Consider the following 15786-nt stretch of genomic DNA (forward strand, 5'->3'; position numbering starts at 1 on the left):
TCTTACGGCAAAAAGAGTCGCACCCTTCGTATAACCGGGGCAGCGACTCTTTTATTATGGTGAATTCATTCACGATTTATTAAGGAAATGTTTTGCTGCGCCATAAATGATACTGGGAGGCAATGCCCCACATTTTGAAAAGGGTGGTGGGCAGAGGTGACAATTGCCGGAGAACCAGGGCAGGCAGCCCGGGGAAGAACAACCCGCATATGGCGCTGAACAGCAGCATCAGGAAGCTGCCGGTCCCCAGGACGAACGAAACGGCAACGGCTTTGGGAAGCACCCGCAGAAGGGCGGGCAGCGCGGTGAAGAGCCCGGTACCCCCGGTGTAACTGAACTGCAGGTACAGCAGGATCAGACGGATCGCGTAGAGATAAAGCAGCCACGCCAGAAGGTAAGGGACGAGATTGAGCAGCAGCCTCGTATCGAGTATGCCGCTGAGCAGGCGGCTGTACATACCGGGGAGCAGCCAGTAGAGCGGAAGAGCGGCCAACAGCCATTCAGCCAGGCTGAAGACAAACACGGGGAGCCCGTACCTTTTCATCCCGGGAAAAAAGAACAAGCCCCGCTCTCCCTTGCGCTCCTGATGCAGCTCATGCAGCAGCCCGGCACGGATAAAGGGTGAGACCAGCAGTCTCAGTAAGGAGAGAATCAGCAGCAGCAAGAGCCAGCGTCTTACATCCGGATCGGCGCTCAGTGCATGCTGGCCTTCAATATAGTAGAGCAGTCTTCCGAGCATGCTGCCTCCGGCATCGGCATCGGGATACCGCAGCAGCACGGGCACAACGGCGGAACGGACGAAACGGTACAGGAAATAGCCCCAGAAGAGCCGGTAAATGAACAGCAGAATCAGGATATAAAATTGTTCCTTCACGCTGCGCCAGCCGCAGGTTATCGCAATTTTCACCATTCTCACCTCACCAGACCAGAGTTCCGAGCATAGTTTCAAGCAACTGCGTTACACTAAGCGTCCAGCGGGAAAGCGACTTGGGTTCAAGCTCCGCCAGTCTGAAGTTGTTGAGATGTCTGTTCTCCAGAAGAACGGAATGGTCCGGGTCCATCTCTACAGAGATCAGCGGCGCTTTGTAAGACAGGCGGAATTCCGTCTTCGGGGTATTACCTGTCCAATTCTGCCGGATGGTGTAGCCGTCGGAGAAGGTGAATTTAATCGGCACATTCCCGTATAGGCTGCCTTTATTGCTGATTTGCACTGAAGCTTCATAACGGGAGCCCTCCGGACGTCCCTTGTTGACGGAGCTGCGGATATTATCGACGGCAAAGTCGGGGGAACCGTCGCCGTAAATATACTGGTCGAAATAGGCTTGCCAGCTTTGTTTGGTCACTTTCTCGACAATGCGCTGAAAATCCTCGGTGGAAGGATGACGGAAACGGTATTTGCGGGTGTAGGCCGACAAAATGGCATCCATCGTCTTGGTGCCGGCCTGCCGCTCAATATCCTTTAGCACAAGCTTACCGCGGATGTAAACATTCCGGGCATACGCTTCATTGGATCTATACTTCCAGGCCTCCAGCTTCAGGGGCTGCGGGGAACCCACCAGGCTGGCCTGCAGCGGCAGGTTCGTGGTGATCCCGTACTCCTGCTCCATCAGCCGGTCTTCGGCGTAGGAAGTGAATGCTTCGTCCAGCCAGGCTTCCTCGAATTCATTGCTGGCCAGCATGCCGTAGAAATATTGGTGGCCGATTTCGTGGATAACGGTGCGTTCCAGTGAAGTCCCGGGTTCGGCTTCAGCCGCTGCAAAGGCCGTAACGAGCGTGGGATATTCCATCCCTCCGGCGCCGGCTGCCCCCGCAGGCGGGACGACTATGGATAAAGTAGAGTACGGATAAGGGCCGTACCACTTGCTGAAAGCGGTCAATGCGGCTTTGGCGGCTTGGAAATACCGCTCCTGCAAATCCTTGTGCAACGGGTCCAGATAGAGCTTGATTCTTACTCCGGGCACCTGCGGGGCGGAGAAGGCTTCCTCGGCGACGATAAAATCAGGGGATGCGGCCCAGGCGAAATCATGCACATCATCCGCATAGAACTGATAGATCTTCCGGTCTTGCTGGATCTTCGGGCTCTTGACCGGAAAGCCGGTGGCTCCCACGATGTAATTGGCAGGCACCGAAAGAGTCACATTGTAAATGCCGAAATCGCTGTAGAATTCCGAGTTGCCGTGGTATTGATGGAGGTCCCAGCCTTCCTCTTTGACACTGCGCGTCCCTCGCGGCTCATACACACTCAGCTTGGGGAACCACTGGCCGGCCATGACAAAATTACCGGAGACGCCCATGCGGGCAAATACCTTGGGCAGCTTGACCTCAAACTGCAATTTAAGCGTGACGCTCTCTCCGCCGTTTACCGGCTGCGGCAGATGGACCTTGACGAGAGTCCGGTCATGAACATTTCCGTCATCCGGCTGCACATATTGCATGCGCTGCATCAGAGATACACCTTCAGTGGTGCGCAGATCGCTGATTGTCATTCCGCCGTATCCCCCGGCAGGCATGGCATCGCCGCGCAGCTCACCGCCCGACTCCTTCATGAAGGTCGTGTCATCGGAGGCGAAGGCATTCGGATAGAGATGAAAATACAGCTCCTGTACCGGCTGCTGCCCCGGGTGTGTCCAGGTTACCGTCTCCGTCCCGCGTAAGGTGCCGCTTTCCTGCAGAAGCTGAACGTCGATGTGGTATTCAGTCACCCGCTGGCTCAGGGCTTCGGAGACCGGAAGCGGGGTGCTCTCGGGAAGCTTGGACTGTGCCGGCTTGGGGGATGCGGCCTTGGCAGGCGCCCCGGCCGGGGACTTGGCCTTATCCGGCGCAGCGGCAGACTGGACCGCCGGGCTAAGGCCGGGTAACGCCCACACAGCGGTACCGAGCAGGGTGAGGGCGGACAAGGCTGCCATGATAACAATAGATTTCAATGCACGTGGCTTCATACAGTTATTCCTCCCGTGACAAGCTTCTACGGGATGTATATGTTTGCATTCGCCGCATTATTAGCTAAAATTAAATTATTAGCGAGAGGGAAGGATGTGCACATGTGGATAACATACAACCGGAGGGCAAGAAGCAGATTGCCTTAAACATTGTGAATGCAAAGAGTAAACATAAAGGCTTCGGCGCCGGCTCCATTGACCTGAACAACGTATCGCCGGTCATTATTGACGGCGGTGAAGCGGTTATCGACATCGGTGCCATGCATGCCAAGAGCAAGGTGGAGAAGGGCATCAAGTTCTCGATGAACCGGGAGGATGTCCCGAACGGCCGTCAGGTCTGGGTGGCCTGGGTTGCTGTAGACCGTACACCCGAGGGGCAATTCTATGGCGGGGTTACCGCCTGTGAAATGTGGATCGATACAGAAGCACGCCGGGGCTGGAAGATCTTGGCTGACCATGTAAACAAGCTGGATGCAGCCCTGAAGCGGAAGATTATCGTGGAAGGATTGAGTGCGGAGAATAAGGCCGCGCTGAAATCGCTGCTTATTGCCCACAATGAAGACTGGTGGAAGGCTTCTTCCGAAGAATTGAAGGCAGCATTGGCAGACTGAGCGGAATACCGCCGCCCGAATGCCAACATAAAGGCTTGGCCGCAGATGAACGGCCAAGCCTTTGTGTTGTCCATTCGCTGTATAGTTGGACGGTCTGATAATTGAGTAAGCGGTTACACTTTACCTGCAGCGCTCAGCTTGCGCTTGAGCTGGCTCACCCGCGCCTGGCTGATTCCCAGGACGTCGGCCAACTCCTTCTGGTTAGCGTATGGATGCTCCGCCATTGCTTTCTCAAGCTTCAGACTCATTTCTTCCGTCTTGGAACGGCGTCCGCCGCGGCTGGGCTCGGTGCTCTCCTCCGCAAAGCGCGGTGCCGGCACGGACTCCCCTTCCTCATGGCGGTGGGGGTCGCCTAGCTCCCTCAGACAGCTGTTGCAAATAAACTGGTCTTTATAATAGGTTACATGATCAAGGCTTCTGCAGAACGTGCATTCAGTAGAGGTGTACTTGCGGAGCACAATAACTTCATCGTCCAGGATGAAAAACTCGATCGGATCCCCGATATCGATATTGCGGGTCATTCGGATTTCTACGGGAACCACAATTCTGCCAAGGCTGTCTAAACTCCGGATCATGCCTGTATCCTTCATCTCATGTCCCTCATTTACAACATTTATTTTTTTATGTGGATATCATTGATTATAACAGTAATTGTCAGATTAGAATATGGGGAAAGCGCATTCAAAGGCCTGGTTCTGCAATATTTTTTTATTCTGCGCAAACGGCAAAAGCCACAGCGTTCGGGTATCCGAGAGCTGTGGCTGAATTGGGGTTCTTAGTCCTATACCCGGCTATAGCACCGGCCGAAACATTAATTATATAAATTAATACGGAGCCCACTTTATCTCCTGTTTGTCCCGTACCGAAACGAAGGGATTGTCGCATAAATAGAACCGCCAGGGCAGCTTCTCAAATTCCCCGGCATAAGGGATATTAATACGCGGAGCCTGCACAATGTCCAGGCTCTGCGGCGGGTCGCCCTGCTCCAGCCAAAGGGGTCCGCCGGCCTGATCCAGGCGAAGGCCGTTCAGGCTCTTGTCGACCCTCAGCGCACGGCACAGCTTGCCGGGGCCGTCCGACAGTCCGGCCGGCTTCTTCAGAGCCGTGCCGCGGTATAGGGCCATGAGTGCCGCGTCGGCCGGGGTTAGGGGCTCTACGGCGCGGATCAGTACTGCCTGGGGGTCATCCCTTTCCCCGGTGACGACATTCAGGCAGTGGTACATGCCATAAATCAGATATACATAAGATGTTCCCCCCGCGCTGAACATCACTTCTGTCCTGGGGGTCCGCCGCCCGCCGTAGGCATGGCTCCCTTTGTCTTCCCTGCCGCCGTAGCTCTCCGTCTCCACGATGCGGCAGCGGATCTCCCCGTCCTCCGTACGCCGCACAAGATGCTGTCCAAGGAGCAGCGGGGCGGCCTGCAGTGCGGGGAGCCGGTAGATTTCGGAGGACAGCAGCGGCCCGTGCTGTGCGTCTCCCTGGCTCTGGCTTCCATTCATCGGCTTCACGGCACCTTTCACGGCGCAGCGGACGAGGCCTGCTGCGCCTTACGCTTTGTCCCATCGTAACCCAGGAGCCGGATGGCCTGCAAGGCAGCCTAATTCATCCACCAGCGCTTAATGTCCCGCCAGAGCGAATGCTCTTCTTCAGCAGGAGCGGCTTTTGCCGGCGTTTGTTCCTCCCCGGAGGAAGCTTGGCCCTCTTCACCGTGTTCATCGCAGTATTCCTTCGGCTCAGTGCCGCTGATGAAGGTCTCCAGCTCTTTCTCGGGGCAGGCGGCCGTAGCGAGCTTGCCTGACTGCGGATTAATATAGACGCTGACGACGCCGTCGGGAATCGGAAAGATTTTGGGCGGCACATTCTCCAGCGCCTTCTCTGTAAACTCGGCGAAGATGGGGGCGGCACGCCGCCCGTCTGTTGTGGAGATCTCCCGGCCCTTGTCATAGCCCACCCACACCGCCGTGGCCAGCTCCGGCGTGAAGCCCACCATCCAGCCGTCTGTATCGGTAGTGCCGGTCTTGCCCGCAACCGGGCGCTTAATAATCGAGGCTACACGGTTGCCTGTTCCGCCGCTTTCGAACACGCCCTCCATCAGCCGGGTCAGCACGTAGGAGGCACCCGGCTCCACGATCTGCTCGCCCTGCGGCTGCGGGGCCTCATATAGAAGCTTGCCGTTGCTGTCGGTAATCTTCAGAATCGCAGTCACCGGATATTTAACGCCTCCGCCGCCGATGACGGCATAGGCTGAGGCCATTTCCAGAGGGCTGACCGGCGAGGTGCCGAGGGCCAGGGAGGGCACGCTTTGCAGCGGGCTGCTGATTCCCATCCGGACGGCCATTTCAGCCACCTGGTCGGCCCCGATCTTCATAATCGTGTTGACGGCATAAATATTATCCGAAGCAGCGATAGCCTGGCGCATATTGATCTCACCCAAGTATTTATCACCGAAATTCCGGGGCTGATACGTCTTGCGGTTGTTGTCATAGTGGAAGAGGGTCGGCTGGCTGTTGAACACGGACAGGCTGGTCATCTCCTTTGAAGACAGCGCCGTAAGATACATAACCGGCTTAAAGGACGACCCTGGCTGGCGTGTCGTGGCCAAGGCATGGTTGAACTGGTTGGTCCGGTAGTTTTTGCCGCCGACCATCGCCTTGATATGGCCGCTGCGCGGATCGACGGATACCAGTGCCGTCTCCAGCTCGCTCTGTGCGTCCATTCCTTTGCGGACCGCTTCTTCGGCAGCCTGCTGCATGTCCGGATCGAGTGTAGTGTAGACCCGGAGTCCGCCCTGCTCCAGCTCATCGGTGCTGATGTTCAGAAGCTGCAGCACCTGTGCGCGGACATAGTCTCGGAAATAGGGGGCGAGGGCTGCCGTCTCCTGGCTTCCCCGGGGCTTAAAGGCCAAGGTCTCGCCGGAGGCGGCTAAAGCCTGCTCAGCCGTAATATCGCCGGTATCGACCATAGACGACAGGATAATGCCCTGACGTTTCTTGGCGTTCTCCATATGGTTATACGGCGAATAATAAGTCGGGCCCTTGGGGATGCCTGCGAGCATCGCACTTTCAGCGAGGTCCAGCTCTGCAGCCGGCTTACCGAAATACATCTGGGCGGCGGCTTCGATGCCGTAGGCCCCGTGACCGTAATAAATCTCGTTAAGGTACATGTTCAAAATTTCGTCCTTGCTGAACTTCATCTCGAGCTGCATGGTATAAAGGGCTTCCTTGGCCTTGCGTGTCCAGGTTTTTTCATGGGTCAGATAGAGATTGCGCGCCAGCTGCTGGGTTAAGGTGCTCGCTCCCTGCGAGCGTTCGCCCGATTCCAGATTGGCCAATACGGCCCGCCCCATGCCCTTCATATCGAAGCCGACATGCCCGTAGAATTTCCGGTCTTCCACAGCCAGCGTTGCCTTGATCAGGAGCGGCGATATCTGCGCAAGCTCCACCGGATCACGGCTGCGCCCATCACTGGTGAATGCAGCCAGCACCTCGCCCCGGGAGTCCAGCAGCTTCGAGCGGATGTCGTCCCCGAGAGGCGGCAGCGGCTTTTGATACAGATATACCAGCAGGCCCCCTGTAGCAAGAAGACCCAGCACGGCCGTGACGGACAACAACCGGAGGATTCGGCGGTGAGGGCGGCTGCGGCCCTTGGTTTTAGCAGATTCATGCGGCATGCGCGTTCGGGCTCCTTTCACCATCGGTTACTTCCATTATGGGGTAGGACAGGAAGAGATATTCACGGTGCCGGACATGTGAATAATTTGTCTCTCTTTTGTTGCCGCCTGGAAGTGGAACTGGCAGCGGGAGGGGAGTATAACAGAGAAGTGCGTAAGAAAGGGTAATTACATTCTAGGAGGTGTTACCATGAACAAGATGAATACTTTACGGAACAAGACGGTAACGCTGCTGCTCGCCGGACTATTGTCCGTCAGCCTGGGGAGTGCCGCTGTACCGGCGCAGGCGGCGGCTTCGGCACCTGCCTGCGGCAGCGGTGACCACGGGCTGCTGCAGCAGCTGCAGGCCAAGCAGGCGGCTGATGCCGGAGGGTTAATGTTTAATGATATCAGCTTTCTCAGCGGCGATACGGGCCGGGCAGCCGGCAACGGCTTCATGGTCGGAACGTCGGACGGGGGATGCCAATTCCAGACGATTTATGAAGGACAATGGAATTTCCGGCAGATTTCGTTTCCCGACAATGTCCACGGCTGGGCCCTGGCTTCCGTGCAGGATGGCTCGGCGAGCTATCTGATTGCCACTTCAGACGGCGGAACGACCTGGAAACGTCTGGGGCAGCAGGCAGTCACCTTCGAACGGATCGAGTTTCAGGACAGCAAGCACGGCTTCGGCTACAACCGGAGCTCGACGTATTATACAGCCGACGGCGGAGCAAGCTGGAGCCGCATTTCGACTCCGGCCAATACCCGGGGCGCGGAGTTTACCGACCGGAAGCGCGGCTGGGCGGTTGTAGTGGCTCCGGGAGAAGGCTACCGGGTCATGAAGACCGTGAACGGAGGCCAGAGCTGGAGCCTCGCATTCAAGGCGAAATACGCCTATCCGGAATATGGGCGGGTATATGCCGAAGGCGCTCAGGTGTACGCGCTGCTCTATGGAGGAACGGGTATGTCCCAGACCTCATATTCGCTGTATGCCAGCGCCGACAGTGGAGCGCACTTTAAACGGGTCATAGCGGAGTCAACGGCTGGCGGCGGAGCTGCTCCGGGCAGCGGCCAGGCCCAGCACACCTCCGGGCCGGCTTCCGGCAAACCGGGCAACATGCAGCTTGTGGACGGAAGCACAGCCTTTCTTGTCGGGTATTCTCCAGCCGGGGAACAGGTGGCGGTAGGCCGCACATTTAACGGGGGCAAAGACTGGACCAATCTTCCGGCTATAGATGCATATGAAGGCATAATCTCTTTTGTGGATAAGCAGAAGGGCTGGCTGGCGGCGAGAGGACCGGAGGGCAGTACTCTATATGCGACAGCGGACGGCGGGGCAAGCTGGAAGGCCAAGCTTACCTTTAAAGACACAGAATAACGCTCAAAGCTATTGAATAGTTGTGTTATAGCGGCTCCCTTGCTGGGGCCGCTTTTTGGTCGGGGCTCATGCCAGGCGGATTGAACCGGTAATCCTGCAATTGTTGAGCAGGGTGAATCGGCCGCGCCAACCGGTCATGTGTGCTTTTGCCCGCCGGTATGGTAAAATTTTAGTTACTTTAAAGTCCGCAAGGAAAAACCGCTAGGAGGAGTACTTCCATGACGATTCGTGTATCTGCTGTGCAGTATCATTTACATACCATAGCTTCCTTCGAGGAGTTTGCCGCCCAATGCGAGCATTATATCCGGACGGCCGATGAATACAGCGCCGATTTTGTGCTGTTTCCCGAATTTCTGACCACACAGCTGATGTCCATCGGAGACGGGCAGGGTCATGCCTTGACCATTGAGGATCTGCCGCAGTTTACGGAACGTTACCGCGGGCTGTTCTCCGGATTCGCCCGCACATACGGCATGCATATTATCGGAGGCACCCATGTGCTGCGCAGAAACGGCAAGCTCTACAATGTGGCGCATCTCTTTTATCCGGATGGCCGGATTGCCGAACAGGCCAAGCTTCATATTACGCCAGCAGAGGTCGAAGGCTGGAATATGGGAGCGGGCGAGGGTCTTGAAGTGTTTGAGACAGATAAAGGCACCATCGCCATGCTGACCTGCTATGATATTGAATTTCCGGAGATTGTGCGGATGGCCCGGGCCAAGGGGGCAGATGTCATCTTCTGCCCGTCCTGCACGGATGACCGCCACGGCTTTCACCGGGTCAGATACACGAGCCACGCCCGGACAATCGAGAACCAGGTTTATGTGGTACTGACGGGCACGGTGGGCTCCTTGCCGACAGTGGACCTGATGCGTGCTAACTTTGGTCAGGCCGCGGTGATTACTCCGAACGACATCCCTTTCCCGCCGCAGGGGCTGCTGGCCGAGGGCGAGATTAATTCGGACATGATCATCACAGCTGATTTGGATCTGGAGCTGTTGTACCGCGTGCGCGACAAGGGCTCGGTAACCACCTGGCGCGACCGGAGAACAGACCTGTATACGGACTGGTCTTAGGGGAGGCGCCGAATGTATTACAAATCCTTTTACGCGTTTGACGGCAAGACTCCTGTACCTGCAGTGATCCGCCAGTATAATGAAGAAGATTTTGCCGAACTGATCGTCATCCAGGCTGAAGCATTTCCGCCTCCTTATCCGGCCGAATCGTTATGGAACCGGGAGCAGCTGCTGAATCATGTAACGCTTTTTCACGAAGGCGCGTTAGCTGTGGAGGTCAACGGAGAGCTGGCCGGCTCGGTGACTGCTCTGAAGATTCATTATGAGCCGGGCACCGCGGATTCGCAGCACTCCTGGTCGGAAGTGACGGCAGACGGCTACCTGACCACCCATAAACCGGACGGCAACGCCCTCTATATAGCGGATCTGTGTGTCCGTCCCAAGTACCGCAAGCTGGGGCTGGGCAAGGAGCTGGTCCAGTCCCTGTATCACGTGGTTGTCCAGCAGAAGCTGGAGCGGCTGCTGGGCGCCGGGCGCATGCCGGGATATCACCTGCAGACGGCGGAGATGAGCGCGGAAGCCTATTTGCAGGCGGCAGTGGCCGGAACGCTGGCCGATCCCGTCATCACCTTCCTGCTGCGCTGCGGGCGTACGCCGGTCGGTGTAATCCCGGATTATCTTGATGATGAAGAATCGTGTAATTATGCGGCGCTCATGGAGTGGCGCAATCCGTTTGCCCATACTAACTGAAACCCGGAGGAGATCATCTTATGGAATATGTGCGCATCAACAGTATTGAGGACCCGTTGTTCATTCAAGTGCATCAGCTGCTATCTGAGGTGTTCCCGGCGGAGGAAGTGCTGGAATACGGCCTCTGGAAGGAGCCGCTGGAAGACCCGGACATCCGGGTGTTCGCCGCTGTTCAGGATGGGGTAGTCGTGGGTACGACGGAATACCGTTACTATTCCGACTGGAACGTGGCGATGACCGATTTCACGATCATCGGCAGGGAAGGCCTGGGCATCGGCCGCTTCCTCGCCCAGAGCCGGCTGAAGGATCTGCAGCAGCTGGCCAGCGGCAAAGGAAGCGGAGCGCTGTACGGGATGTTCGCAGAAATATATGATCCTTACCGTGTTAAGGGGCATGAATTCGGCGGCATTAAGCCGATGGACCCGTTCGTACGCAGGGAAGTACTGTCTCACCTCGGTTATAAGCGGATCGGGTTTCCTTATGTGCATCCGTCCTGGCAGGGCGACGGCGAAGCCGTTGCCGGGCTGGACCTCTGCTTCATGCCGCAGGATGACGAGCAAACGCAGCTTGAAGCGCAGCTTGTGGCTGATTTCCTGACCCGCTATTACGCGGTGCTGGAGAATAAGCCGCAGGAATGGCTGGATATGGTCACTCGGCTGCGCACCCAGGATAAGCTGCCCCTGCTTCCGATCTGACAATGACTGATCACAGGGTAACTTTCTGGGGCTCCAAATTCAGCATTGAATTGCCCGTGTGAACTGGATATAGTGTACAATGGGAAAGCGGATGAGCCTTCTGGCAGGAGCTGTGCGCCAGCAGAGCCCCTTAGGGAAGGGTCATCAATTACTGCAAGACACACAAGCGATGAACAAGCGAGGAACACGAGATGCCTGAAATACAGCCGGATAAATATAAAGTCGCCATTACTCTGGAGAGTACGCAGAATGGGGAGCGCAGTATTCTTAAGGCAGAGGGAGAAGCCGTTGCCAAGGGTGAGGTGCTGTATATCCGTTATGAGGAAATCCAGCAGGGACCGCAAGGAGAGCAGGTATCCGTCCGCACGACGCTGAAAGTATCTGCGAACGGATTAAAGCTGATCCGCCACGGCGGAGTGGAGTCCGAGCAGTCTTTCACGCCGGGAACCCGCCAGCCGGGATTCTACCGTTCACCCTACACCCAGTTCAATCTTTCAACGGACACCCGCAGGCTCGATATTGTCCGCAGCGGCCGTTCACTGACGGTCTCCTGGGACTATGAGCTTTATGTATATGAAGCATTATCAGGGGAATTCGCGATCAGTATGCAAATACAGGAGGAAGCACAATCATGACACAATCATTAAATCCGCTTCAGCTGGCCCATGAACGGGTCAAAGAAGCAATCGCCCAAGCGGTGGTCGCCGCCGGCCTGGTGGCGAGAGAGGACCTGCCCGCTATAACGCTGGAGGTTCCCAAGGATAAATCACACGGTGATCTGGCCACGAACGCCGCCATGCAGCTGACCAAGCTTGCCAAACGCAACCCCCGCCAGATTGCCGAGGCGATCATCGAGCATCTGAGCACGGAAGGCGCTTCTATCGAGAAGGCGGAAATTGCCGGACCGGGCTTTATCAACTTCACGCTCTCCAAGAGCTACCTCTACCCGGTGATTGCGCTTGCTGCCGAGCAAGGCGACAATTACGGCCGCATTGACGTGGGAGCAGGCAAGAGAGTGGAGATGGAGTTCGTCAGCGCCAATCCGACCGGCAGCCTGCATCTGGGCCATGCCCGCGGCGCCGCCGTCGGCGATGCGCTCTGCAATCTGCTGGATTTCGCCGGCTATGAAGTGACGCGCGAGTATTACATCAACGATGCGGGCAACCAGGTGGTCAATCTGACCAGATCGATTGAAGCCCGTTATCTCCAGGAGCTGGGCCAGGAAGCCGAAATGCCGGAAGACGGCTATCACGGCGAAGACATCAAGGGCTTCGCCAAGGAGCTGGTAGCCGAGCAAGGCGAGGCTCTCCTTGAGATGGCGCCGGGTGACCGCGCAGCCTTCCTGCGCAGTTACGGCCTGACCAAAGAGCTGGACAAGATCAAACGCGATCTCAGCCGCTTCCGCGTCAACTTCGATATCTGGTTCAGCGAAACCTCGCTGTACGAGAACGGACAGGTCCTGCGTGCACTCGATGAGCTGCGCGAGCGGGGCGAGGTATATGAGAAGGACGGGGCAACCTGGCTGAACACAACCAAATACGGCGACGACAAGGACCGCGTGCTGATCAAGAATGACGGCACCTACACCTACCTGACGCCGGACATTGCTTATCACAACGATAAATATCTCCGCGGCTATGATACCATGATCAATATTTGGGGCGCCGATCACCACGGTTATATCCCGCGTATGAAGGCAGCCATGTCCGCACTTGGCAACGATCCAGACAAGCTGGTGGTACTGATCGCCCAGATGGTCAGCCTGTTCCAGAACGGCGAGAAGGTCAAGATGTCCAAGCGGACCGGTAAAGCGGTAACGATGGAGGACCTGATGGAAGAGGTGGGCCTCGACGCCATCCGCTATTTCTTCACGATGCGCAGCATGGACTCGCATCTGGACTTTGACATGGATCTGGCGATTTCGACCTCCAACGAGAATCCGGTCTACTATGTGCAGTACGCGCATGCGCGGATTTGCAGCATCTTCCGTCAGGCGGAAGAGCAGGGCATCGTGCTGCCGGAGCTGTCAGGACTCGACTTCTCCAAGCTGACGGCTTCCCACGAATACGAGCTGCTGCGCAAGATCGGCGAACTGCCGGCCGAGATCGCTATCGCTGCGGACAGCTATGCTCCGCACCGTCTGATCCGGTACGTTTACGATCTGGCTTCCCTGTTCCACAGCTACTACAAAGCCGAGCGCGTCATCACCGAGGACAGCGCCCAGACGCTGGCCCGTCTCGCGCTCCTGGGCGCCACGCGCACGGCGATTGCCAACGTGCTGCGCCTGGTCGGCGTTACCGCGCCGGAGCGCATGTAACGCTAGGCGCACAAGCCAAAGCCCCGCCCTCCCGCTTGCCCGGGAGGACGGGGCTTTGCTGCGCCTTGGCCGCGCGGCGCTAGGCCTTGGCCACGCGCCGCCTGGCCCGCACGCCTGCGCGCAGCAGGCGCAGGGCATCGGCTGCGCCGCCGCCGAGGGACGAGCGGCGCTGGCCCTTGCGCAGCCGCAGCGGCATGGCCGTGCGGCGCAGGAGCAGCTTCAGCTCCCGCGGCGATACGCCGGGGCGCAGGGCGAGCAGCAGTGCGGCGGCTCCCGTGACATGCGAGGTCGCCATGGAGGTGCCGCTCATCTCTTTGTAGCCCTCCTTCAGCCAGCAGGAGGGCACGCTTTCACCAGGACCGTACACATCGATGTACGGTCCGCGGTTGCTGAAGGCCGCGACGCGGTGCCTTCGGTCCAGAGCGCCGACGGCAATGGCCTCGGGATAGCGGGCCGGATAATCCCCGCCCCGCTTGCCGTCATTGCCGGAGGAGGCGATGATGGCGATGCCGGCCCGGTAGGCCTTGATCACCACATCATGGAGCGCCTTGCTCCGCGTCTTCATGCCGAAGCTCATATTGATAATATCGATCTTGTTCTGTACGCACCAGTCGATACCCAGCACAATGTCCGAGACATAGGCCGAGCCGTTATGGTCGAAGGCTTTGACCGGATAGATCAGCGAGCGGGGCGCCACTCCCATCATGCCGCGGTTGCCGCCCGCCGCCGCAAGCGTGCCGGCAATATGCGTGCCGTGCCCGTTGTCGTCGAGCGGCAGCATGCCGCGGTGCAGCAGGTTGACGCCCGCAGCGAGCGAATGCTTGAGGTCGGGGTGCCTGTAATCTGCTCCTGTATCGATAACACCGATCTTCACATGTACACCCGTTGACTTGGACCAGGCCTGCGGGGCATGAATAGCTTTGACGCCCCAGGGCATAGCGGCGGTTTCGCTCTTCTCTCCGGCAAGCGCATGAACCTGAATGCGCAGGTCCTCTTCTATACATACTGCGCCTGCATATTTGACCATCAGCTTCTCGGCGCCGGGTCCAGGCACAAAAAAGGCCCGTATCAGCGGAGCCACCTGAATCCGCCCCACCCCCGCCCGCTTGGCCTTCAGCAGCTTCAACTGGGACAGCGCGCCGGCATAGTGGCGGGCATCATTAAAGGTGACGATGCGCCGCTCAGCATGATGGGGGGCAGCCGACATCTCTTCAAGCAGCATCTGCCAAAATCCGTAGTAATCCATAGGTTACGCCGTCCCCTCCTCGGTGCCGTGCTGACATATTGTATGAAGAGAGGCATATGTCTGAATGGGAACTTGCCCTTTTTTAAGGAAATAGGCTGCCCTTCGTGTCAAAAAACTGCGCCGTACATAAAATAAAGAAGAGGGCGCAGGTTCTCTATTGCAACATCCCGTAAGGAGCCATTCCTTGGCGTGGATACAGTCATGTGCGGAGGGCTTCCCTCCGCCTTTTTCTCGTAACCGCACTCATAGGTCGGATAAGCTCCCGGTGCAGGGTTATTTTACGATTGCATGACTTCTCCGGATTTGGCCTGCATTTCGCTTGCAATTTGCTTCTAAATAGGTTTTACTTAGGTTTGTTAATGGATATTATGAAATAGAGATTAACGGTAATGTGATCAATGCGTGAGAGGAAGTGTCCTTTAGTGAGTACGCCACTCAATTTGAAGCTGGACCCTGAGAAGATTAGAGAAATGCCGATGGTCGATCTGGCCTTCCTGGTTCTTAAAGCGGCCAATACACCTTTTTATTACCGTGACCTGATGGTCGAAGTGGCCAAGCTGCGCGGTATGACAGAAGAAGAAACCAATGATACAATTGCCCAGTTATATACCGAGATCAATATTGACGGGCGTTTTGCCTGCGTCGGCACCAACCTGTGGGGCTTGAAGCGCTGGTATCCGCTGGAACGTTCTGATGATCCTGTCGGTAACTCCAAGCGTCCACGTATCATCAACGACGAAGACGACGATCTGGAAGACGACGACTTCACCGAAGACGACGACAGCTACGCTTCCGACGAAGAGGATTTCGACGCCATCGACGAAGACCGCGACGACCTTTACTCCGACGATGACAGCGAAGAGGACGTTGACGATGAAGTAGTGCTGGATGACGAAGACCTCGACGAAGAAGAAGAGGAAGAAGAGGAAGACGAGAACTCTGACGCGGATAGCGAAGAGGACGAGAACGACGAATATTAGAATATCGCGATAAGCTCAAAAACGTCCCTTGACATGCGTTAGTGCAGTCGAGTAAACTATTGCATGGGCTTATCATGAAAGTTAATATTGTTTCGAATTCAAAAAGTGCCCCGGCTCTACGGGTGTCACTTTTTTGTTTTTTTTGGGTGCCAAGAAACGCGGTTTTCCATAAATTTGCGGGAGGACGCTTTTATTTTTTTGG

At 56.9% G+C, this 15786-nt stretch carries 14 protein-coding genes; 8 read left to right on the forward strand and 6 right to left on the reverse strand.

The window, feature by feature from the left end; genetic code table 11:
* Nucleotides 1-79: 79 nt before the first annotated feature.
* Together F1379_RS28015 and F1379_RS28020 are read right to left on the reverse strand one after the other, a co-directional pair.
* Complete coding sequence (locus tag F1379_RS28015; RefSeq protein ID WP_150275765.1) at nucleotides 80-907, reverse strand: hypothetical protein; 828 nt, start codon at nucleotides 905-907, stop codon at nucleotides 80-82.
* Nucleotides 908-917: 10 nt separating this feature from the next.
* Nucleotides 918-2939, reverse strand: coding sequence for a M1 family metallopeptidase (locus tag F1379_RS28020; protein WP_150275766.1), 2022 nt, complete (start codon nucleotides 2937-2939; stop codon nucleotides 918-920).
* A 104-nt stretch (nucleotides 2940-3043) separates the two neighbouring features.
* On the opposite strand from F1379_RS28020, the gene F1379_RS28025 reads away from it, so the two are divergent.
* Nucleotides 3044-3550: a YwhD family protein gene (locus F1379_RS28025; protein WP_150275767.1), complete on the forward strand. Its 507-nt coding sequence runs from the start codon at nucleotides 3044-3046 to the stop codon at nucleotides 3548-3550.
* Nucleotides 3551-3663: 113 nt separating this feature from the next.
* On the opposite strand, the gene F1379_RS28030 is transcribed toward F1379_RS28025, so the two are convergent.
* The 3 genes from F1379_RS28030 to F1379_RS28040 all read right to left on the reverse strand — a co-directional run bounded on the left by F1379_RS28030 (nucleotide 3664) and on the right by F1379_RS28040 (nucleotide 7220).
* Nucleotides 3664-4140, reverse strand: a complete 477-nt coding sequence (locus F1379_RS28030; protein ID WP_150275768.1) for an AbrB/MazE/SpoVT family DNA-binding domain-containing protein — start codon at nucleotides 4138-4140, stop codon at nucleotides 3664-3666.
* A 234-nt stretch (nucleotides 4141-4374) separates the two neighbouring features.
* Nucleotides 4375-5049 (reverse strand): DNA-3-methyladenine glycosylase, encoded by a 675-nt coding sequence (locus tag F1379_RS28035; RefSeq protein WP_150275769.1) that lies wholly within the window; start codon nucleotides 5047-5049, stop codon nucleotides 4375-4377.
* Nucleotides 5050-5147: 98 nt separating this feature from the next.
* The gene (locus tag F1379_RS28040; RefSeq protein WP_150275770.1) at nucleotides 5148-7220 is read right to left on the reverse strand and encodes a transglycosylase domain-containing protein; all 2073 of its coding nucleotides are present in this window, start codon (nucleotides 7218-7220) and stop codon (nucleotides 5148-5150) included.
* Nucleotides 7221-7410: 190 nt separating this feature from the next.
* On the opposite strand from F1379_RS28040, the gene F1379_RS28045 reads away from it, so the two are divergent.
* The 6 genes from F1379_RS28045 to argS all read left to right on the forward strand — a co-directional run bounded on the left by F1379_RS28045 (nucleotide 7411) and on the right by argS (nucleotide 13358).
* A complete protein-coding gene (locus F1379_RS28045; protein ID WP_150275771.1) occupies nucleotides 7411-8580 on the forward strand; it encodes a WD40/YVTN/BNR-like repeat-containing protein in 1170 nt (389 codons plus the stop codon).
* A 218-nt stretch (nucleotides 8581-8798) separates the two neighbouring features.
* Nucleotides 8799-9656, forward strand: a complete 858-nt coding sequence (locus F1379_RS28050) for a carbon-nitrogen hydrolase family protein (protein ID WP_150275772.1) — start codon at nucleotides 8799-8801, stop codon at nucleotides 9654-9656.
* Between the two features lie 12 nt (nucleotides 9657-9668).
* The gene (locus tag F1379_RS28055) at nucleotides 9669-10346 is read left to right on the forward strand and encodes a GNAT family N-acetyltransferase (protein ID WP_150275773.1); all 678 of its coding nucleotides are present in this window, start codon (nucleotides 9669-9671) and stop codon (nucleotides 10344-10346) included.
* Between the two features lie 20 nt (nucleotides 10347-10366).
* Complete coding sequence (locus F1379_RS28060; RefSeq protein WP_150275774.1) at nucleotides 10367-11041, forward strand: GNAT family N-acetyltransferase; 675 nt, start codon at nucleotides 10367-10369, stop codon at nucleotides 11039-11041.
* 191 nt (nucleotides 11042-11232) lie between these two features.
* Nucleotides 11233-11676 (forward strand): YwiB family protein, encoded by a 444-nt coding sequence (locus tag F1379_RS28065; protein WP_150275775.1) that lies wholly within the window; start codon nucleotides 11233-11235, stop codon nucleotides 11674-11676.
* Nucleotides 11673-13358 (forward strand): arginine--tRNA ligase, encoded by a 1686-nt coding sequence (gene argS, locus F1379_RS28070; protein WP_150275776.1) that lies wholly within the window; start codon nucleotides 11673-11675, stop codon nucleotides 13356-13358. Before F1379_RS28065 ends, argS begins: the two co-directional genes overlap by 4 nt.
* Before the next feature lie 79 nt (nucleotides 13359-13437).
* Here argS and F1379_RS28075 read toward each other — a convergent pair whose 3' ends face one another.
* Nucleotides 13438-14604, reverse strand: coding sequence for a S8 family peptidase (locus F1379_RS28075; protein ID WP_150275777.1), 1167 nt, complete (start codon nucleotides 14602-14604; stop codon nucleotides 13438-13440).
* A gap of 422 nt (nucleotides 14605-15026) precedes the next feature.
* On the opposite strand from F1379_RS28075, the gene rpoE reads away from it, so the two are divergent.
* Entirely contained in the window at nucleotides 15027-15584 is a 558-nt protein-coding gene (rpoE, locus tag F1379_RS28080; RefSeq protein ID WP_150275778.1) for a DNA-directed RNA polymerase subunit delta, read from the forward strand.
* Nucleotides 15585-15786 lie beyond the last annotated feature (202 nt).

Source organism: Paenibacillus tepidiphilus (genome assembly GCF_008635795.1).
Lineage (GTDB): Bacteria > Bacillota > Bacilli > Paenibacillales > Paenibacillaceae > Paenibacillus_AQ > Paenibacillus_AQ tepidiphilus.